Below are 20790 nucleotides of genomic sequence, written 5' to 3'. Positions count from 1 at the left end.
GCCCTCTGTTAGAGGATCTGCGGTCTGCACAAATAAAAAGCCGATGCAGCATCCTGCATCGGCTCAAAATAAGTGCTAAATATGATATTATCCCATACCGAAAAATTTCTTGAATCGTGTGAACATTCCTTTTTTCTGATGAATCTGCATCAGAGGAACCGTATCCCCTAGAATCCGCCGAGCGATATTACGGTAAGCAATAGCTGCTGGGGAATCTGGATTCATCACCGTCGGTTCTCCAAGATTAGCTGCCTTGATGACCATCTCATCATCTGGCACGATTCCGATCAGATCGATGTTCAGCACTTGCAATACATCTTCGATTTCAAGCATATCTCCTGACTTCACCATATTCGGACGAATCCGATTAACAACGAGCTTCGGAGATTCAACGTGAGAGCTTTCCAGTAGTCCGATTATACGATCTGCATCGCGTACTGCAGCATTTTCCGGAGTTGTTACGACAATAGCCTTATCCGCCCCCGCAATAGCATTCTTAAAGCCTTGCTCAATTCCTGCCGGACAATCGATAATAATGTATTCATATTCCTTCTTCAGTTCCAGAACAATATCTTTCACCTGTTCAGGTGAAATCGCATGCTTGTCCTTAGTTTGGGCTGCAGGCAGCATATAAAGCTCGTCAAAGCGTTTATCCTTGATAAGCGCCTGATTGAGACGGCAGCGCCCTTCTGCAACGTCGACGAGGTCATAAATGATACGGTTTTCCAAACCCATGACCACGTCGAGATTCCGAAGACCGATATCGGTATCCACCAAACACACTTTTTTGCCTAGCAGTGCCAGAGCCGTGCCGATGTTTGCCGAGGTAGTCGTTTTTCCGACTCCGCCTTTGCCTGATGTTATGACGATTGCCTCTCCCATATTCTACACCCCTTTAAACACATTAAAATCCCGGCCCAATCGGACGATGTTACTGATCTTGTCAATCTGCATACTACCATTCTGTAAATATGCAAATTCCATGACCGTTTCCCGTGTCTCCCATTCATCCGGAGGTCTGCTGATCATATCAGAAATACGAAGCTGTGTGGGAGCTAAATAGGAGGCTGCTATAATGGCATCCTCATTGCCATCCACACCTGCATGTGCTGTTCCCCGAAGGGCACCCAGAATATATATGTCTCCGGTCGCTATAATCGTACCGCCAGGATTCACATCACCAAGGAAGATTATATCTCCAGTATGATGCAGAACCTGTCCAGAACGAACCATCCCGGTTTTAACTACGGGTCCTGTCACCGGCTCATTCTCCGGCTCTAGAGGTGGAGATTCCACTGTACGAATCAGCAAGTTGCCCTTCTGCTTCAATATGTCAAGAATAGACTGTTTCTGTTCTTCTGAGATCCTTCTGGACCCCATCTTCACATCCACATGAATGATAGGTCCGGTCAAAATATTCTGGTGGCTATGCTCAAGTTTATAACGCAGCTCACTGAGCAGTTCTTCTAGTTCACATTGATCATCAAGCAGGAATACCAGGCCATCTTTGATGCCCTTAATCGTAACATGATTGGATTTTACAGCCATAAGCCTGTCCCTCCCATCTTCATACATTTCGCGCTCGGACCTTCAAGTTCCTGCTAGTCTTTGTAAAATGTCAGTTTGACGGGTCAGGAAGCCTTGCTTCTCTTCGGAGCCTTAGCAAGTAACTCAAACTGCTTCCGAAGAGGCACATAAATAATCAAGGCAAAAGCAAAATGAATCAGAAGATTGGGAAGCATATAATTCAGCAGAGCCCAATTATAGGAATCTGGATTAACTCCAAATAACTTATATACTCCAAACACCATGCTATCCAGTAGTAAGCTGCCTAGTATAACCACTGTCATCATGACTGGCAATGGAGCGCGCGGCGTCTTAAACAAAAGCCCCATAACGTAAGCCGACACCCCCATAGCGAAGGAGTAAGTACCGATCATTTCACCGTAATAGACTACGTCATGAAGCATTCCAAACACAAGTCCGAGTATAAGCCCCGTGTGTCGGTGATGATACATCGTCGCGAAGAGAATGGCAATAAACATGAAATTCGGCGAGACTTTATCCTGCCATGAACTTGGGGTTAACCAGAAGCCAATAGTCCCTTGAAGGATAAACAAGAGAAACAACAGTAGTATTAATACCTGTTTACGCTTCATCCCTTCGGCTCCTCAGGCGTGAATACCACAAGAAGTGTCTTCCAATCTTGAAAGCTTGCCGCAGGTTTAATCGTAGCTGTTCGTGTCAGACCGAACTCGCCAGTCTCTACTTTCTCAACTGTACCGATAATCATGCCACGAGGAATGACACCACCGTTACCGGAGGAAACAATTAGATCTTTTTCTTTAATCGGATCGTCCTCTGGGATTCGTGTCATTTTTAGCATTTTTGTCTTCTTATCGTAGCTTTCAATGATGCCAAAAGTATCCTTATCGGAAACGGTAGCTGCGATCTGCTGACGCTTCGAGTCTTGTGGATCCAGCGTCGTCAGCAGCTTCACTGTGGAAGTGAAGTTACCTACTTGGCTAACAACGCCGACCATGCCATCAACAGAGGTAACAGACATGTTCATCCGAACGCCGTCTTGTGCTCCCAGATCAATGACCAACGTATGGTTGTTCGGATCCTGATTCACACTCAATACGTTAGCCGGACGGTAGTCATAGTCGTACCTTTTCTTTTGTTCTTCCGTAAATTTAAGATCATCCATCAATCTCTTATTATCGTTCTTGATCATATTGTACTCTGCACTTTCGCGTGCATATAGCGCCACTGCCTTCTTCAGGCGTTCGTTCTCTTCAAATACTTCTTTCATCTCGCCCACATCTTCAAAGAAGCCCGCTATGTAAGAAGCGGGCTTGTAGAACACACCTTGCACAAAACCTACAGTATCTCTAACAAACTTCTCGGGCCAAGTTAAACCTACTCTCGGACCAAGCGTAAAGCCCATGAGTATAATAAACGTAACCAGCCCGATAAGCATAATAAATAAACGTTTGTTACCTAGCAGTTTAAACAGTTTTCAACACCCTCTAACGTTACTGTTTTCTCTCCCACATACCAGGGGTTGACACACCTGTCCATTCTACCGCTTCCGGAAAGTAGAATTGTTGCGGGATTTAAACATATGAATATTATCGAGCGCTTTACCTGTACCAATGGCTACACAGTCAAGCGGATTCTCAGCGACAATGACAGGCATGCCTGTCTCTTCAGCAAGCAGCTTATCTAGATTACGCAGCAAGGCTCCGCCACCAGTCAATACAATACCGCGATCCATAATGTCCGCAGCTAGCTCTGGCGGGCATTTTTCGAGGGTTACTTTCACTGCATCAACAATCGCATTAATCGTATCCGCCAATGCTTCACTAATTTCATCAGAAGTAATCGTAATTGTCTTTGGCAATCCTGTTACCAAGTCACGACCACGGATTTCCATTGTCTCAACCGATTCCAGCGGCATCGCTGATCCAACTTCCATCTTCAATTGCTCCGATGTACGTTCCCCGATCATCAAGTTGTACTGGCGCTTGACATAGGAAATAATGGAATCATCCATCTCATCACCTGCAACACGTACGGAACGGCTTGTAACGATACCTCCGAGGGAAATCACCGCTACCTCCGTCGTACCTCCACCGATATCAACTACCATACTTCCTGTTGGCTCCCATACTGGAAGGTCTGCACCGATCGCTGCTGCAAACGGCTCTTCAATGGTATACGCCTCGCGAGCACCTGCTTGCTTCGTCGCATCTTCAACCGCACGTTGTTCAACCGCCGTAATACCCGAAGGTACACACACCATCACGTTGGGATGACGCGGGAATATGGAACGCTGCTTCTGTGCTTGACGTATAAAGTACTTAATCATGGTTGCTGTCGTATCAAAATCAGCGATAACGCCGTCTTTCATCGGACGAATCGCACGAATATTACCTGGAGTACGCCCGATCATTTTTTTGGCGGATTCACCAACAGCCTCAATTGTTTTCGTATCAGTACGCAGAGCTACCACCGAAGGCTCTCTAACGACAATTCCTTTACCACGGACATAGACAAGTGTATTAGCTGTCCCCAAATCAATTCCTAAATCTTTCGTGAAACTACCTAACATGCTGCAATCTCCCTTTCCTTCTCAATCTGAACTATTATATTACATCTGGCCCCGTTCCTTCAAACTTACAAACGCTCCATCTCCAATAATCAAATGATCCAAAACCTCAATACCAATTATATTGCCAGCCTCTACCAAACGAGAGGTCAGAGAAATATCTTCAGGACTTGGTGTAGGATCGCCGCTTGGGTGGTTGTGCGCACAAACCAAAGACGCACTACTGCATTTGATTGCGGCTCTGAACACCTCACGGGGATGAACAATGGAGGCGTTAAGACTTCCCATGGAAAGCGTTTCTTGGGCTATGACGTGATTTTTGGTATTTAAAAAAAGACAAACAAAATGCTCTTTCTGGAGATAGCGCAGCTGTTCGCTTAGCAATTCCGCGGCATCATGCGGACTACGTATGATCACCGGCTCCATGTGTCTCGAACTGACAAGGCGTCGTCCAAGCTCAATTCCCGCTTTCAACTGTACAGCTTTAGCAGGGCCAATCCCTTTAATCTGTGTTAACTCTTCAATGCTGAGATCTACAAGCTGACGAATGCTTCCAACCTGCTTCAATATCCGCTGTGCTACATGGATAGCAGATTCTTGACGTGTTCCTGTTCGAAGCAATATCGCAAGAAGCTCAGCATGACTTAAGGCGCTCGCCCCATAAGACATCATGCGCTCTCTTGGTCGTTCTTCATGGGGGATGTCGCGCAGCAAGAATGCTTGCGACTCCATAGATTCCCCTCTTTTCCTGTATCTAAATCATAAATACGGGCATAAACGATAATTAAGATAATACATGCATTCCCATCTCTGAAAGCATATCACTAAGTAACGATACCGGAAGACCTACGACATTGAAGTAGTCCCCCTCTATGCTCTCAACAATCGATGCACCAAGGCCTTGAATGGCGTAAGCGCCGGCTTTGCCTCTAGGTTCACCGCTCCGTACATAGGATATGATCTGATCATCATTTAATGGCTTCATATTCACCTTGGTCATCCGATAACGAACAATACATTGTCCTGTTAACACATCTATACAAGCAACGCCTGTATAAACCTCATGGACGCGACCTTGAAGTAATGATAGCATTCTTACGGCATCCGCATCATCTGACGGCTTGCCCAGTATATTACCCTCTAGAACGACAATCGTGTCACTCCCTACAATAATCGCATTTACATCTGGTTCCACCAGATTTCGATATACTGTATCTGCTTTACGCAGTGCAAGGGTCTCCACAATCTTACGCGGTTCCCATCCGAAGGGGGTGTCTTCATTAGCATCACTAGGAATAATATCAAAAGGCAATCCTAGCTTCGCTATCAGTTCTTGACGCCGCGGAGATGTGGACGCCAGTATAATGTGCCTCGATGTCTTCTCTTTCAAGAGGGATGTCTCCTTTGTTGTTAGAGCCTGCGATACAGCCAAACCGCTGTAATCATTCCGATCAGACCCAGCAGGCAAAGTTTGAATTCAATGTTAATGTCATAGTTAATAATGTCCAAATTAGCTTCGGGCGACCACGTTAACATCTTCGAAGTGGTTAGAAAAGAAAGAGCTTTGACAGGTAGCAATAGTTTAGCAATCCAAGTTCCGGTTAGCCAACCCATCAGTATAAACAAGATAAGCACTCCTGCGTTTTTCTTCATCCGTCCTCTTCCCTCGCCATTTTTTGACACCCTAATTATTATACGGTGAATCGTCAAGCAATACAAACAGAAATCCGGACGGGGGAACTATTTCCAGTTCACCTGCCGGATTTCCGCGGCTTTTGTGGCTTTCGGACTACAAGCTTTCCACAAGCTTCCTCTGCCCCATAATATAGTTCATCATTCCTGCTTGAATTTCCCATAAATGACCCTTGGATCGATTCTTGTTGTATTCTGTCAGAGCTGTAATCGCTCCATTCATTTCCTGCTCCATAGACGTCAGACTATTCCCATTCGCTGGGCTGAGACCTGAGTTCATAAGCTTTATAGCCTCTGTCCACTGGAGGTGGAGCCCAGAAATAGTATTCATGGTCTCTGCATCCACAGGCCCGGGACTATCTAACCCCAAAAGGGAAGCCGATAACGAGCTTAGCTTCGCTGTAAGTTCACCACTCATTTCAAAGAAAATGTCTAATGCGGCGGCTTCTCCTGCAAAAACAGCAGACTGTGCTCCAGGCAACGAAACTTCCCTGACGTAAAGCTCAACACCTTCACTTTTGAGCTGACCACTAAGCAGCTTGGCCTGCTCCCGATCTGGTGATACCCCGGCGTATACTCTATTTTCAGGAGAGGAATCTCCAAAAGCTGCAATACCCGCTTGAGTTAGCTCCCCCTTAGCCTGTTCAGCCCTTTCGGCCGAACTGAACACTCCATATTGCAGCATATAAAAGGTTTGCTCGGGTATGGCAACGACTACAGAAGCCGATCCTGCTGTCTCTTGATTGATCAACGTCTGATCCACACTGGCATTGCCCGATGGCTGATTGTTGGTAGCTTGACTGCTAATCTCTGAATTGATTTGAGCTTGGTCTGAGCCTCCATCGTTAAACATCGATAACACAACCGCTCCGAACAATACTCCTGTCACAATTGCGCCTGTTATGGACCCTGCTACCTTCCATGCTGATGTTGGCTTTCTTGAACGATAATAACCATAGTCATAATTCGTGGAACTGGCTTCTGATAAGTGAGGCTGAATTCTAGTGTTCTCTCTGGACACATCCTGAACATAGTTCTGTTGTTCCATTTCCCAATCATTCATTAGTGGGGGATCTTGTTCAATCCCTATATCATTCTCTATGTAAGGAATTGCAGGCCTTTCATATTGACTCTCCAAGTGCGGGCGATCATCTCTATCTTGCTCCAGACGCCGTCTTTCCTCAGCCAATCGACCATGAACGCGTGAATTCCTCTTGTGATTGTCATATACAGTAAAGTTGTGCTTATCCGTAATTTCAATAGGTTCTTCATCTTGTTCTCTAGACGTCTCATGGTCGAACCTTATCGTCATACGCGCTTTACTCATTGCCTAACCCCCTCACTTATCTCCTCATCTATAAATACCTATATGATAGATTCAGGAAAGTTATGAGCGGATAAGGACAACTTATACAAATGATGCCCACATGTCCGTCCTTTGCAGGTGGACATGCGGGCATCGGTTAAAAGATATGCTCACTTCATGTAATTATTTATTCTTTTTTAGAGACTCAGCTAATGTAGCCCCTACCTTCCAGATATCTCCCGCTCCCATTGTCAGAACGAGATCGCCCGGCTGAACACGTCCCTTAAGGTCAGCAAGAACCTCTTCTTTAGAAGAAAGGTATCTAGCGCCAGCGTTACTGTTCTCGATAATCAGCTCAACCAATCTAGCGGAGCTCACGCCTTCGATCTGCTTCTCACCAGCCGGTGAATATATATCTGTGATGATGACCTCATCGGCATCCTCAAACGCACGGCTAAATGCATCAAGCAGGAAGAACGTTCTCGAGTAACGCTGTGGCTGGAAAATCGCAATAATTCGTTTTCCTGTTGCCTTCGCTGCGCTAATCGTAGCTTCAATTTCAGTCGGATGGTGCGCATAGTCATCAATCACTAGAATATCATTAACTTCACCAAGCACTTGGAAACGACGTTTCGCACCGTTAAATTTAAAGATTGCTTTTACGATCGCTTCAAACGATACGCCCGCTTTCATGCAAGTTATCACGGTAGCCATCGCATTATATACGTTGTGCTTACCCGGAACTGAAAGTTCAACGGCTCCTAGTACCTGCCCCTTATGAGACATCGTAAAGGAAACTTGACGGTCACCAAGTACTAAATCGGTCGCCATATACTCACAGTCTGAATGAATACCATAAGTGGTGACTTCTACACGATTTAGTTCTGGCAAAATAGCCTGGATATTCGGATCGTCGCCGCATACAACGGCTGTACCATCTTCTCGAATCTGGCTTAGGAACTGTACATATGCTGCTTTCAATTCATTGAAGTCACCGTTATAGTTCTCCAAGTGATCAGCCTCAATGTTCAATACCACACCAAGCCATGGATGGTATTGTAAGAATGAGCCATCACTCTCATCCGCTTCGGCCACGACATATTCACCTTGTCCTGCCTTAGCATTCGTACCCACATTCATAATCTCTCCGCCGATAATGAAGGTCGGATCAACACCGCATTCTTCCATAACGAGGGCAATCATTGAGGAGGTTGTTGTTTTGCCGTGCGCACCGGCTACAGCTACTCCCTTGCCTTCATTCAGCAGTCTCGCAAGCATCTGAGCACGATGTAGCACTGGGATATTCTGCTCCTCAGCTGCTACTCGTTCTACATTGTCCCTTGACAGTGCCGTTGAGTAAACAACGAGATCTGCTCCATTAACCTGTTCTGCCGTATGGCCAATATATATCTTGGCACCTTTGGCAGCCAGCTTTTCTGTTAATTCTTGGGATGCCACGTCTGATCCCGTAACTTTATATCCCATCTCCAACATTACTCTTGCAATGGCGCTCATGCCGTAGCCGCCTATTCCAATAAAATGAACATGTTCTAATTCTGATGTATTCAACAGATATCACCAACCTTTTTCAGAATCGGAAAGGCCCAGGAGGTTGGAACGCACGTCGGCAATCAGATACAACGTACCAGACACCACCCCAAGATCCTCCGCTTCCGTCCGTGATTTCAACATTTCAAGTGCGTTTTTCCAGTCTTGCTCTATGATGATTTGCAGCGATGGTTTGGCGTATTTCTCCCGTAACTGCTCTACGATGTCTCCTAACGCCTTGGCGTCCATTTTTCTCCGGAAATCCGGTTCTGTCAGGATAAGCGTATCCACTATAGGCAGTATATGCTTCAAATACGTCTCATGATGCTTATTTGAGAGCATTCCCATCATTAAGTTTAGCTTACGGTGTTTATAAATTTTTGGAAGGCTGAGGGCCAAGGTTTCAGCACCCTCTGGGTTATGGGCTCCATCTAAAACAATACGAGGAGATGAGCTCACCTGCTCTAGTCTTCCTGCCCACTGCGTAGAGTGAAATCCATTCTTAAGATTATCATCTTCGATCACAAAGGCCATATAGTGACGAAGTACTTCAAGACTCATCATGGCACAGGCTGCATTTGCACATTGGTGATCTCCCTGTAAGGTAATCCCAATATCCAAGCTGCGGAAAGGACCATTGAAATGAAATGTCTGGCCTTCCTCATTGCCTCCCGTACGCTCATAAGAGAATTGCTCTCCTGCGAGATACAGTGTCGCACGGTTACGTTCAGCCGCTTCCTTCAAGACCTGAATAGCTTCTGGCTGAGTTACCGTACTGACTACGGGTACACCTCGCTTAATAATACCGGCCTTTTCAAAAGCGATCTCGGGAATCGTCTCTCCCAAAATATCCGTATGATCCATACCAATATTCGTGATTACGGAAACAACAGGATGAACCACATTCGTTACGTCCATTCTTCCACCGAGTCCCGTTTCCCAAACGACGACATCAGGAACACTATCCACAGCATAATATAAAATAGCAAGTGCTGTAGAAACCTCAAACATCGTTGGAGAACCAAGCTCTGTTTCCGCCATCTCCCGAACGAGCGGATAGAGCCTATTCGTCAGCTTAAGTAATGTTTCTTCAGGAATGTCTTCCCCGTTAAAGCGAAACCGATTCGTGAATTTCGTAATGTACGGAGAAGTGAACGTCCCTACAGAATAGCCGCTCTGCAAAAGAACTTCAGTCAAGAATGCACATGTTGATCCTTTCCCATTCGTGCCTGCTACATGAATGAACTTCAGTCTCCGCTCAGGATTGCCAAGCTGCTCAAGCAATTTCTCAATACGTTCCAGACCTGGCCGAATCCCAAATGGAATCAGCCCGTTGATCCAATCAACCGCTTCCTCGTAGCTTTGTAGAGGGGCTAGCTCAACAGCAGCCCCATTATGGTTCCCCATGCTTCTCACCTTCAGGTCAATATTTAGATAGCTTCTCCTTAGCCTCTTAGCTCTTCAATCCGAGCGATTACCTTATTGCGCTTCTCAGAGTAATCAGCCTGTTTCGCGCGCTCTTCTTCAATCACTTTAGCCGGAGCTTTGGAAACAAAGCCTTGATTGCTCAGCTTCTTCTCTACACGCTCTACCTCACTGGTTAAGTGCTGAACTTCCTTTTCAAGACGAGCAATCTCCTGTTCAATATCGATTAAACCAGCCAGTGGGAGATAAAGTTCTACTCCCGTTACAATAGCTGTCATCGCTTTATCAGGTGCCTCAAGGCCAAGGCCCGCTTGGTACTCTGAAGTGTTACAGAAGCGGCGAATATAGTCTGCATTACGTTCAACGATACCCAGTACGTTCTCATCAGCTGCACTGAGCATCAGCTCTATTTTCTTACTCATCGGCACATTTACTTCAGCACGGATATTACGAACAGCACGAATCACGTCCATCAGCAAATTCATTTCAGCCACAGCATCTTTATTCTCCAACGAAGCATCGTAGGTCGGCCAAGAGGAGAGCATAACCGTCTCACCCTCATGCGGCAAGTGTTGCCAAATTTCTTCCGAAATGAACGGCATGAAAGGATGAATCAAACGCATCGTCTGATCGAGAACGTACGCAAGAACGGACTGAGTCTTCTTCTTCGCAGCTTGATCCTCGCCATAAAGCGACAGCTTGGCAAACTCGATATACCAATCACACAAGTCATCCCAGATGAAATTATAGAGCAGTCGACCTGTTTCGCCAAATTCATAGGCATCAATTAGACGCGTAATATCGCGTGAAGTTTCGTTCAGACGGTGAAGAATCCAACGATCTGCAGTTCCTAAATCTCCACTGATGTCGATATCGCTATGTTTGAAGCCTTCAAGGTTCATTAGCGCAAAGCGAGATGCGTTCCAAATTTTGTTAGCAAAATTCCGTGCTTGCTCTACCCGTTCCCAGCGGAAACGAAGGTCTTGACCTGGTGTGCTGCTTGTTGAAATCATATAGCGCATAGCATCGGTACCATACTTCTCAATAACATCCAGCGGATCTACACCGTTGCCAAGTGATTTTGACATCTTCTTACCATCAGCATCACGAACCAGCCCGTGCATAAGAACGTCTTTAAATGGCTTCTCATCTGTAAATTCAAGTGCCGTGAATATCATACGAGCTACCCAGAAGTAGATGATGTCATAACCCGTAACTAGAACGCTGGTCGGATAATAACGTTTGAGATCCTCTGTATCTTCGGGCCATCCCAAAGTCGAAAACGGCCATAGTGCAGAACTGAACCAAGTATCCAGTACATCCTCGTCTTGCTTCATGTTCTTGCTTCCGCATTTGGAGCAAGCTTCAACATCATTATGGGCTACATGAACTTCACCGCAGTCTTCACAATACCAAGCTGGGATACGATGCCCCCACCAAAGCTGACGTGAAATACACCAGTCACGTACATTCTCAATCCACTGAAGGTATGTTTTCTCAAAGCGTTCAGGTACAAAATTAACACCTTCACCTGACTTTTGAGCTTCAATCGCTCTTTCTGCCAAAGGCTGCATTTTAACGAACCACTGCGTTGACAGATACGGCTCAACAACAGCACCGCTACGCTCACTATGACCTACCTGATGAACGTGATCTTCAATTTTAATAAGTACACCAGACTCTTTCAGATCCGCTACGATTTGCTTACGGCAATCACTGCGATCCATTCCTTCATACTTACCAGCATGATTGTTCATTGTACCTGTTTCATCCATAACCGTAATTTGAGGCAGGTCATGGCGAAGCCCCATTTCAAAGTCATTCGGGTCATGAGCAGGTGTGATTTTCACAGCGCCACTACCAAAATCCTTCTCAACATATTCATCTGCAATGACTGGAATTTCACGTCCGATAATAGGCAGGATTAATGTTTTACCAATCATATCCTTATATCTTTCATCCGCTGGGTGAACAGCTACAGCTGTATCGCCGAGCATCGTTTCTGGACGAGTAGTCGCAACGGTAATACTGCCGCTACCATCTTTCAACGGATAGGTCAGATGGTACAAATGACCCTGAACTTCCTTATATTCAACCTCGATATCAGATAATGCAGTACGTGCTGCAGGATCCCAGTTAATAATACGTTTACCGCGGTAGATAAGGCCTTTGTCATAAAACTTCACGAACACTTCACGAACCGCTTTAGACAGTCCCTCATCCAGGGTGAACCGCTCTCTGGAATAGTCGAGGGAAAGCCCCATTTTGGACCATTGATCTCGAATCGTATTCGCGTACTGCTCTTTCCATTCCCATACTTTCTCCAGGAACTTCTCACGCCCCAGATCATAACGAGTAATTCCCTGCTCACGCAGTTTCTGCTCAACCTTGGTTTGGGTAGCAATTCCCGCATGGTCTGAGCCTGGAAGCCAAAGTGCATCATAGCCCTGCATCCGCTTAACACGAATGAGGATATCTTGCAGTGTGAAATCCAACGCATGACCAATATGAAGCATACCGGTAACATTTGGCGGTGGTATTACAATCGTATAAGGCTCGGCGTCCGGACGCTGACCCGCTTTAAAATAACCGCCTTCTTTCCAATAGGTATACCATTTTTGTTCTGCTGCCTTCGGATCATAAGTGGTCGGCATTTGTGCCGAGGTTTGATTTTCCTTTTGCTCCATAATCTCGTACCTCCGTTACTTAGTCAGCATTGCCATACAGAATAATTTTAGCCGCTTGCACTACTTGGAACTTTTTCATTAGAAACAAAAAAAGCCTTTCGTCCTCAAAGGACGAAAGACTGTTGTTCTCTCGCGGTACCACCTTTGTTTCGCACCACTTCGTTCTAGAATGCCTTTAATCCAGGCAACTCCAAGTGTTGCGACACTTTACACAGGTAACGGCTGCAGCCGGCATGCTCTATCTTCGTTCATGATTATCATGAGCTGAAGTTCAAGCAAGCAACTCCGGGGCGACTTTTCGCAAGATTGGTTCCTGCGGAATCTCTCAGCGCTGCAATTCCGCTCTCTGAAGGCCATTTCTTCCTACTCTTCCCGTTCACAGTTGTTTGTAATTTGCAAATGCTATATACAGTATTACCATATTGTATTCCAATATGTTTAAGTTGACTATAGTCAACTATAACTTGCTCTGGGTGGATAGTCAATATATCACCACAAAGCACTAAAAAAAGCAAATAGGCCGCTCAAGGGTAACCCTTAAGCGACCTACCTGCTTATTTCCGTTATCAAACGTTTTCCAAGAAAATCAAGGAATATAAAGAACCTGGCCTTCTTCAACGCTTTGTTCTGACATACGGTTATAAAGTAATAACTCCCTAGGACTCAATTGATATCTCTCCGCAATTACGTCAATCGTCTCTTCACGCTGTACGATACATAATCGAACTTTACGAAATGGTTTCTCTTCCTGTCTGCTTCCAAGAAATAGAGACTTCCACTGAACATCCTCAACTGTAAGCTGCTCCGCTGATTCTGCGATCGGTTCCTCTACATCACGCGCTGCAATCTCTTGCTGCTCCTGAACTGTTCGGCTTGAACTCAACAGAGATGAAAATCCAACGCCTGACGTACTGTCTACAGTGCTGTTCTTGGTGCTGAAAGCAACTTTAAGTTCTGGCTTTGAAGGAGGTTCCTCCTGATCTGAAGTATCTTCTGAAATAAATGCCGTTTCTTGAACACCGGTAATATCCAGTTTCTCTTCGGATAACTCCCCTGTCTCATCATGCGCAATAGGCTGTTCAGTGTCTTCAACTCGATCTTCCGCGATACCTGGATACCCACTAATATCCGCTTTTTCAACGCGTTCAAAGTTCCAGACATTAGGGTTTGAATCCGTTATACTTTGTGGCTGTGGCGCAGCTACAGGATCTGACACAGGTTGTTCTACAGGTTGAGCGGTTATAAACAGCTCCGATTCCTGCTCTCTATGTAACTGCTCTCTTGGCGCGCTATCAGCACTTTCTAACTTAGCGAACTCCGCATGGCTATCGTATTCAGACTGAAACCCAGAACCAGGTCTCTCTTGATATTGCCCCGTTTGGGAGTCCTCATACCGCTCGTTAATTGACTTATCTCCATCAGAACCCGAAATCTGCTCTTGAGCATACACATCCTGACCTTGAACGAATGGATAGGTTGGATAGGATGGATATGCTGCCGGATCATCCACTTGCTGTCGATTTCCCCCGTCATAACCAAAGGGTTGTTCAGGATAAGTTTCAGGAGCATGTACCACCGTAATTTCTTCATCGTTCCAAGAAAGATCATTCGTTCCTTGAACAGCAGCTTGAATACCTTTCAACGAGAGAACACCGGTAATATTCAAACTTCGGGTAGACAACAAATCAACATCAAAATTTTCAATTTCCACGGCAATTTCATCCAGCGAAGATACTCTGTTCATAGGAACCGTAATTTCAACTGGTATCCAATGCTCCAATGGTTCGGACTCACCCGCTTCGCTGTCGCCTTTATACAGACCTGCTAAGAGCAGATGACCGCGAAGAGTCGCCTGTTCCTCCTGACTGATCACCTGAATATGAGGAATTAATTCAACCTCTTCCAGCTCTTCAATTCCCGGCAGATCTTCCGATAAAATAATGCGTTCATAAATATCAAACCGTAATCCGTAGGACTGGTCGAACACGGGAATGTCCTCCTTTCGGCATATACTATCCGCGGACTATTCCGCGGCATGAGCCCCATTTTTGTCACTCAACTTATCTATATGCCGAAATTGGGGGAGCATGACTTTTTTACAGGCATCATATACAAAATGAAGGCTCAATTCTCTAAAAAAGAAAAAAGACCGTTTAAAAACGGTCTCTATTTCCGAAAAAGCTTACTCGCCTGTTCTTCCTTCAGCTGAAGAAGATCCTCTGGCCAAGGTGCAACGACCTGAATGACTTCACCAGTGAACGGATGGGAAAAGCTAAGCTTCGCTCCGTGCAGAGCCTGTCGGCCAAAGCTAACTGAATATCCCCCATACAGCGAATCTCCGAGTATTGCATGTCCCATATGACTCAAATGAACGCGAATCTGATGTGTCCTTCCCGTCTCCAAGCTCAGATACAACAAACTGGACTCCCTATATACCTCAGCTTCAAGGATATGTGTAATGGCGGCCTGACCGGTTAATGACACTCTGCGGCGCTGTCCATGATGCCTGTCTTTACCGATAGGTAGATCAATAACCTTAAGGTCCGGTGACACGCGTCCTTGAACCAAGGCTGCATAGATCCGAACAATCTCTTTTTGGCGCATCGCTTCATCTAGTTTGAGCTGAGCATATTCATTCTTGGCATACAGTACTGGTCCTGTTGTGTCTTTATCGAGTCGATGAATATGACGAACAGCCGCTTCCACTCCGGAGGCTTCATAATAGGCTGCAACAGCATGATTCAGTGTAATCTCACTACCACGGTCATCCGGATGGACAGCCATACCCGCAGGCTTGTTCACAACAAGACAGAAATCATCCTCATACAAAATCTCAATATCGCTCCACATCGGCTCAAACCCCGCTTCTCGTGGCGGAAATAATGCCAAACGAAGTCGATCACCTCTCCACTGAATACCATCACTGTGTTGTAGCTTTCTAAGTAGCTTCTCCGGCATACCAACCTGTTCAAGAAGCCACTTCATTGTCGCTTCCTCTCGATCGGATTGACTCGTCAATACCTTGCCGGGCGTCATCTCCAACCATTCACCACGGCGAACCCAGTTTCCTTGATAGCTCATAGACTTTTGAAGGCATTGTAGTTCGCTTCAATTGTCGCTTCAATGTCTTCCTCCGTATGTGCAGCCGAGATGAACATTCCTTCGAACTGGGATGGAGGAACACTAATCCCCTCATGAATCATCGCTGCAAAATAACGACGGAATAAATCCAAGTCGCTAGTCTTCGCTGTTTCAAAATTGAAGACTTTCTGATCCGTAAAGAATGGACACACCATAGACCCAACACGATTAATAGAGAGCGGTATTCCGAACTCTCGAGCATTTCGCTCTAGTCCAGCTTGAAGCTGAGCCCCTCGCTGTTCCAATTGATCGTAGATTGCAGGAGTCAGCAGTTTCAGTGTTGTATAGCCTGCCGCCATAGCCAGTGGGTTACCACTTAGTGTCCCAGCCTGATATATCGGTCCCGCAGGGGCAATCTGATCCATAATCTCGCGTTTACCGCCGTAAGCACCGACTGGAAGACCTCCACCGATTACTTTGCCAAGGCAAGTCAAATCCGGTGTAACTCCAAATCGACCTTGTGCACAGTTCAGATCTACACGGAAGCCAGTCATAACCTCATCAAAAATAAGTAGGCTTCCATGGTCCGTCGTAACTTTCCTAAGGCCTTCTAGGAACCCATCTTGCGGAGGAACAACGCCCATATTTCCAGCTACAGGCTCTACAATAACTGCAGCGATCTCGCTACCAAAACGTTCAAATGCAAGCTGTACAGATTCTAGGTCATTATATGGAACCGCAATCGTATTCGTTGCTACAGCTTCTGGTACACCGGGACTGTCAGGCAACCCAAGTGTAGCAATACCAGAACCCGCTTTGATCAGCAAACTATCCGCATGCCCATGGTAAGAGCCTTCGAATTTAATAATTTTGCTTCGCCCCGTATAACCTCGAGCAAGACGAATTGCACTCATCGTTGCTTCCGTTCCGGAGTTCACCATCCGAACAATCTCGATGGATGGTACACGCTCACATACCAGCTTGGCCATTTCTGTCTCTAATAAAGTTGGAGCTCCAAAGCTTGTACCTCTAGTGGCCGTGTCCCGTAATGCCTCAACGACCTCCGGATGTGCATGACCCATAATGAGCGGTCCCCAGGATCCGACATAGTCGAGAAAGCTGTTGCCATCGATATCAAACACGCGGCTTCCTTCACCGCGCTCCATATAAATTGGTGTCAATCCTACCGATTTAAAAGCCCTTACCGGACTATTAACACCGCCTGGAATATATTGTTTTGCCTCTTCAAAGGCAACACGTGAAGCTTCTTCCTTACGAATACCTTGGCTCATTGTTGACACTCCTATCTGTCCCAAAAGACAAAACTATTAATTAACGATTACGAATCCAGCTTGCTGCATCCTTAGAGAAATACGTAATGATAATATCTGCACCAGCCCGCTTCATGCTTGTCAGCATCTCCATTACGATTGCCTGTTCATTAATCCAGCCTTGCTGAGCAGCAGCTTTAACCATCGAATATTCGCCGCTCACGTTATAAGCTACTAACGGCAAATCAAATTGATCTCTTAGCAATCTCACAACGTCCAGATAAGCAAGCGCTGGTTTAACCATGAGCATATCAGCACCCTCAAGCACGTCACTTTCTGCTTCACGAAGTGCTTCTCGCACATTGGCAGGGTCCATTTGATACGTCTTACGGTCTCCGAATTGCGGAGCAGAGTCAGCTGCTTCACGAAATGGACCGTAGAAAGCAGAAGCATACTTAACCGAATAAGACATAATCGGAATATGCTCATATCCAGCTTGATCTAAAGCGGTGCGAATTGCCTGCACGAAACCATCCATCATATTCGATGGAGCAATAATATCTGCCCCTGCTCTTGCCTGAGAAACGGCTGTGCGCGCTAACAGTTCAAGCGACTCGTCATTCATGACATCTCCATGAACATGACCGTCCCGCTCAAAGGTATGCACCATCCCGCAATGTCCATGATCCGTAAACTCACATAAGCAAGTATCAGCTATGACTAACAGATCTGGATACCATGCCTTGATAAGACGTGTTGCTTCTTGAACGATTCCATCATCTGCGAACCCAGATGATCCAACACTATCTTTCGTTTCTGGAATACCAAAGAGAAGTACTGCAGGTATACCAAGCGCAGCAATCTCATCCACTTCGGCTTTAAGCGTATCCAAAGAAAAGTGATATACACCTGGCATGGATGAAATCTCATTCTTTATACCTGTTCCATAAGCTACAAAAATCGGCTGTACCAGATCTTCAACATTCAGTACAGTCTCCCGTACCATACTGCGAATACTGGCACTTTGGCGCAAACGACGATGACGTACAATCGGAAAACTCATGTTTATCCCTCCAGGTCAAACGATATCATGTTGAACTACTTTAGCTGTAAAAGTAATGAATATAAAATAATGTCCGCTATAACTCATTTTCTATGGCGACGTGGTTCGTCTTTATTCCACTCACATAACACTTCAATTAGACTTTCAATTGTCGCTTCTTGGGCCATAAGCGATACATTCAGCCCAGCCTCTCTTGCCGTATCTGCCGTTAGTGGCCCGATGCAAGCAATCGTGCATTCACGGAGGCGCTGGAGCAATGCATCCCCTCCCATTCGTTCGAGCGCGCGAATGAGATTGGTTACTGTCGAGGAGCTAGTAAAGGTAACGGCATGGATTCCACCCTCATCAAATAGCTTACACAGTTCATGATCATCTTCAGCACAAGAGATGGTCTCATAAATCTTAACATCTGTTACCTGTAGCCCCATTCGGTTCAATTCCTCAGGCAACCAACTCCGACCAAGGTCTCCTCTGGGAAGTAAGACTTGCTGACCAGCCTTCATCTCTGAACCAAATGCTTCAATGAGCCCTTCCGCTTGATAGCGTTCCCTCAGTACCTCTGGAACAATTCCTCGTTCACGCAGTGCACTTGCCGTAGCGGGACCAACCGCTGCAATTCTTGCACCCGCTAGTGCCCGGATATCCTTGCCTAATTCATTTAAATGCCTGAAAAAGAAGTCAACTCCGTTAACACTCGTAAAGAACACCCAATCATATTGATTCAGTCTCTCAAACGCTTGATGAAGCTGATCAACCATCTGTTTCGAAGTCGGCTTCACAGTCTCTATCACCGGAAATTCGTAAGGTTCACCGCCCAGTTCCTCGATTCGACTCACAAGTGTACTCGCCTGACTTCGAGCTCTAGTCACAAGAATCCGCTTTCCGAACAACGGAAGCTTCTCTGCCCATTTCAAATGTTCACGCTGCCGAACAACATCGCCTACGACGATAACAGCCGGAGCCTGAAAACCTGTCGTTCTTACAATTTCTTCAATATCAGCAAGTGTCCCGACGATTGTATCCTGCTCTGCACGGGTCCCCCATCTTACAAGAGCGACTGGGGTTTGTGGTGATCGTCCATGTGCGATTAGTTGCTGACTGATATATCCTATTTTGGCCACACCCATCATAAAGACGAGTGTACCTGTAGCGTGGGTCACCTTATCCCATTGGATCATTCGATCCAGCTTATCTGGACTCTCATGCCCTGTAATGATCGACAGTGAAGAGGCAAGGTCACGATGTGTCACTGGAATACCCGCATAAGCAGGAACACTGATGGAGGAGGTTATGCCTGGAACAATCTCGAACTCAATGCCATTTCTATATAGCAGCTCTGCTTCTTCCCCTACTCTGCCAAAAATTGTAGGGTCTCCACCCTTTAATCTGACAACTGTCTTACCTTCTAGTGCAAGATCAACAAGCAACTGATTAATTTCCTCCTGCTTCATCGTATGCCTGTCTGGAAGTTTACCAACATATACCTTCTTAGTCCCCGACTTCACCCACTGAAGGAAACGAGGAGATGCAAGACGGTCATATACAATAGCGTCTGCTTTTTCGATACATTCCTTACCCTTTATCGTAATTAGCCGAGCGTCACCAGGGCCCGCTCCAACCAAGTAAACCTTGCCCGTCATCCGATCATCCCCTTACTTGTGCCAGAATCTGCTCCGCTCCCATGGCTTTTAGTTTATCGGAAACCTCTATACCTAAAGCCTCGGGGTCCGTGCCTTGAGCACTTTCTTTCAATACAATTTCACCGTCTGGTGAACCCACCATACCGGTTAGTTGAATCATACTCTGACCTTCTATGGAATGACCCGCAAGTGCTTCGGTCAGTACTGCATATGCCCCAATTGGCACCTGACATCCACCATTCAGTTCACTCAAATATTTACGCTCAGCAGCTACCGTGCGTGATGTATCCTCATCATTGTAAAGGGATAATAACTTCAAGAGTTCTGCATCCTCTACTCGGCATTCAATACCGAGCGCTCCCTGTCCCACAGCAGGTAGACAAACCTCAGTCGATAAATAGGAGGTTATTCGATCTTCCCAGCCCATACGCTGAAGACCAGCCGCTGCAAGAATGATCGCCTGAAACTCACCATTTTCTAATTTACGAAGTCTTGAGTCAATATTTCCACGAATCCATTCTATCTGCAGATCTGGGCGATATGCCTTCAATTGGCTGGAACGACGCAAACTACTAGTCCCTACTTTAGCCCCGTGCGGCAGACTATCCAAGCTGTCAGATTCCAAAGAGATAAGACAATCCCGAGGATCTTTCCGCCGAGGAATAGCCCCTGTTGTTAAACCTTCAGGCAAAACAGAAGGCATGTCCTTCATACTATGAACAGCCATATCAATCTCACCATCGAGCATCGCCTGTTCTATCTCTTTAACGAACAATCCCTTGCCACCAACCTTAGACAAGGTAACATCCAGGATGCGATCCCCCTTGGTCACAATCTTCTTAACCTCAAAATTGAACGCCATGCCATGATCACGAGCCAAACGCTTCAAATCATCAATAACCTGCCCCGTCTGAGTAAGCGCAAGTGCGCTTTGTCTACTACCAACCACAATTGTACGCATTT

Annotated in this window: 18 protein-coding genes and 1 other annotated feature; all 18 genes read right to left on the bottom strand. The window is 46.0% G+C overall.

Annotation, left to right across the window (positions count from 1 at the left end; all coding sequences use genetic code 11):
• Positions 1–87: 87 nt before the first annotated feature.
• On the bottom strand, positions 88–882 hold the full coding sequence (minD, locus tag ACK8P5_RS06555; RefSeq protein ID WP_422660168.1) for a septum site-determining protein MinD: 795 nt from the start codon (positions 880–882) through the stop codon (positions 88–90).
• A 3-nt stretch (positions 883–885) separates the two neighbouring features.
• On the bottom strand, positions 886–1548 hold the full coding sequence (gene minC / locus ACK8P5_RS06550; RefSeq protein ID WP_422660167.1) for a septum site-determining protein MinC: 663 nt from the start codon (positions 1546–1548) through the stop codon (positions 886–888).
• Between the two features lie 83 nt (positions 1549–1631).
• Positions 1632–2159 carry a rod shape-determining protein MreD gene (mreD, locus tag ACK8P5_RS06545; RefSeq protein WP_422660166.1) on the bottom strand — a complete coding sequence of 176 codons (528 nt, stop codon included), beginning with the start codon at positions 2157–2159 and terminating at the stop codon, positions 1632–1634.
• Positions 2156–2983 carry a rod shape-determining protein MreC gene (gene mreC / locus ACK8P5_RS06540; RefSeq protein ID WP_422660165.1) on the bottom strand — a complete coding sequence of 276 codons (828 nt, stop codon included), beginning with the start codon at positions 2981–2983 and terminating at the stop codon, positions 2156–2158. The genes mreD and mreC overlap by 4 nt, the downstream gene beginning before the upstream one ends.
• 102 nt (positions 2984–3085) lie before the next feature.
• Positions 3086–4117: a rod shape-determining protein gene (locus tag ACK8P5_RS06535; RefSeq protein ID WP_422660164.1), complete on the bottom strand. Its 1032-nt coding sequence runs from the start codon at positions 4115–4117 to the stop codon at positions 3086–3088.
• A gap of 39 nt (positions 4118–4156) precedes the next feature.
• On the bottom strand, positions 4157–4846 hold the full coding sequence (gene radC, locus ACK8P5_RS06530; protein ID WP_422660163.1) for a RadC family protein: 690 nt from the start codon (positions 4844–4846) through the stop codon (positions 4157–4159).
• A 52-nt stretch (positions 4847–4898) separates the two neighbouring features.
• Positions 4899–5504 (bottom strand): Maf family protein, encoded by a 606-nt coding sequence (locus ACK8P5_RS06525; protein ID WP_422660162.1) that lies wholly within the window; start codon positions 5502–5504, stop codon positions 4899–4901.
• A gap of 20 nt (positions 5505–5524) precedes the next feature.
• Positions 5525–5767, bottom strand: a complete 243-nt coding sequence (locus ACK8P5_RS06520) for a DUF4321 domain-containing protein (RefSeq protein WP_422660161.1) — start codon at positions 5765–5767, stop codon at positions 5525–5527.
• A gap of 136 nt (positions 5768–5903) precedes the next feature.
• A complete protein-coding gene (locus tag ACK8P5_RS06515; RefSeq protein ID WP_422660160.1) occupies positions 5904–7133 on the bottom strand; it encodes an SPOR domain-containing protein in 1230 nt (409 codons plus the stop codon).
• Positions 7134–7295: 162 nt separating this feature from the next.
• Entirely contained in the window at positions 7296–8627 is a 1332-nt protein-coding gene (gene murC / locus ACK8P5_RS06510; RefSeq protein WP_422661395.1) for a UDP-N-acetylmuramate--L-alanine ligase, read from the bottom strand.
• A 60-nt stretch (positions 8628–8687) separates the two neighbouring features.
• Positions 8688–10067, bottom strand: coding sequence for a bifunctional folylpolyglutamate synthase/dihydrofolate synthase (locus tag ACK8P5_RS06505; RefSeq protein WP_422660159.1), 1380 nt, complete (start codon positions 10065–10067; stop codon positions 8688–8690).
• Between the two features lie 38 nt (positions 10068–10105).
• Positions 10106–12772, bottom strand: coding sequence for a valine--tRNA ligase (locus ACK8P5_RS06500; RefSeq protein WP_422660158.1), 2667 nt, complete (start codon positions 12770–12772; stop codon positions 10106–10108).
• Between the two features lie 104 nt (positions 12773–12876).
• Positions 12877–13161, bottom strand: a binding site (T-box leader).
• Between the two features lie 197 nt (positions 13162–13358).
• Positions 13359–14759 carry a LysM peptidoglycan-binding domain-containing protein gene (locus tag ACK8P5_RS06495; protein ID WP_422660157.1) on the bottom strand — a complete coding sequence of 467 codons (1401 nt, stop codon included), beginning with the start codon at positions 14757–14759 and terminating at the stop codon, positions 13359–13361.
• 179 nt (positions 14760–14938) lie between these two features.
• On the bottom strand, positions 14939–15853 hold the full coding sequence (locus ACK8P5_RS06490; protein WP_422660156.1) for an RluA family pseudouridine synthase: 915 nt from the start codon (positions 15851–15853) through the stop codon (positions 14939–14941).
• Positions 15850–17145: a glutamate-1-semialdehyde 2,1-aminomutase gene (hemL, locus tag ACK8P5_RS06485; protein ID WP_422660155.1), complete on the bottom strand. Its 1296-nt coding sequence runs from the start codon at positions 17143–17145 to the stop codon at positions 15850–15852. The genes ACK8P5_RS06490 and hemL overlap by 4 nt, the downstream gene beginning before the upstream one ends.
• A gap of 40 nt (positions 17146–17185) precedes the next feature.
• Positions 17186–18187, bottom strand: a complete 1002-nt coding sequence (gene hemB, locus ACK8P5_RS06480; protein WP_422660154.1) for a porphobilinogen synthase — start codon at positions 18185–18187, stop codon at positions 17186–17188.
• An 83-nt stretch (positions 18188–18270) separates the two neighbouring features.
• The gene (gene cobA / locus ACK8P5_RS06475; RefSeq protein ID WP_422660153.1) at positions 18271–19827 is read right to left on the bottom strand and encodes a uroporphyrinogen-III C-methyltransferase; all 1557 of its coding nucleotides are present in this window, start codon (positions 19825–19827) and stop codon (positions 18271–18273) included.
• Between the two features lie 4 nt (positions 19828–19831).
• Positions 19832–20788, bottom strand: a complete 957-nt coding sequence (gene hemC / locus ACK8P5_RS06470) for a hydroxymethylbilane synthase (protein WP_422660152.1) — start codon at positions 20786–20788, stop codon at positions 19832–19834.
• Between the last annotated feature and the right edge of the window lie 2 nt (positions 20789–20790).

The sequence above is a fragment of the Paenibacillus sp. EC2-1 genome, from assembly GCF_049311625.1.
Classification (GTDB): Bacteria; Bacillota; Bacilli; order Paenibacillales; family Paenibacillaceae; genus Paenibacillus_AQ.
The sequence above is the reverse complement of the archived record's forward strand: the minus strand, read 5'-3'. Positions and strand labels throughout refer to the sequence as shown.

Bases quoted from the DNA above. Each gene is read 5' to 3' on its own strand.
- radC (WP_422660163.1), bottom strand. From the start codon at position 4,846: ATGGAGTCGCAAGCATTCTTGCTGCGCGACATCCCCCATGAAGAACGA.
- mreD (WP_422660166.1), bottom strand. From the start codon at position 2,159: ATGAAGCGTAAACAGGTATTAATACTACTGTTGTTTCTCTTGTTTATC.
- ACK8P5_RS06515 (WP_422660160.1), bottom strand. From the start codon at position 7,133: ATGAGTAAAGCGCGTATGACGATAAGGTTCGACCATGAGACGTCTAGA.
- ACK8P5_RS06500 (WP_422660158.1), bottom strand. From the start codon at position 12,772: ATGGAGCAAAAGGAAAATCAAACCTCGGCACAAATGCCGACCACTTAT.
- ACK8P5_RS06520 (WP_422660161.1), bottom strand. From the start codon at position 5,767: ATGAAGAAAAACGCAGGAGTGCTTATCTTGTTTATACTGATGGGTTGG.
- minD (WP_422660168.1), bottom strand. From the start codon at position 882: ATGGGAGAGGCAATCGTCATAACATCAGGCAAAGGCGGAGTCGGAAAA.
- hemL (WP_422660155.1), bottom strand. From the start codon at position 17,145: ATGAGCCAAGGTATTCGTAAGGAAGAAGCTTCACGTGTTGCCTTTGAA.
- minC (WP_422660167.1), bottom strand. From the start codon at position 1,548: ATGGCTGTAAAATCCAATCATGTTACGATTAAGGGCATCAAAGATGGC.
- hemB (WP_422660154.1), bottom strand. From the start codon at position 18,187: ATGAGTTTTCCGATTGTACGTCATCGTCGTTTGCGCCAAAGTGCCAGT.
- ACK8P5_RS06490 (WP_422660156.1), bottom strand. From the start codon at position 15,853: ATGAGCTATCAAGGAAACTGGGTTCGCCGTGGTGAATGGTTGGAGATG.
- ACK8P5_RS06505 (WP_422660159.1), bottom strand. From the start codon at position 10,067: ATGGGGAACCATAATGGGGCTGCTGTTGAGCTAGCCCCTCTACAAAGC.
- murC (WP_422661395.1), bottom strand. From the start codon at position 8,627: ATGAGCGCCATTGCAAGAGTAATGTTGGAGATGGGATATAAAGTTACG.
- cobA (WP_422660153.1), bottom strand. From the start codon at position 19,827: ATGACGGGCAAGGTTTACTTGGTTGGAGCGGGCCCTGGTGACGCTCGG.
- mreC (WP_422660165.1), bottom strand. From the start codon at position 2,983: ATGCTTATCGGGCTGGTTACGTTTATTATACTCATGGGCTTTACGCTT.
- hemC (WP_422660152.1), bottom strand. From the start codon at position 20,788: ATGCGTACAATTGTGGTTGGTAGTAGACAAAGCGCACTTGCGCTTACT.
- ACK8P5_RS06535 (WP_422660164.1), bottom strand. From the start codon at position 4,117: ATGTTAGGTAGTTTCACGAAAGATTTAGGAATTGATTTGGGGACAGCT.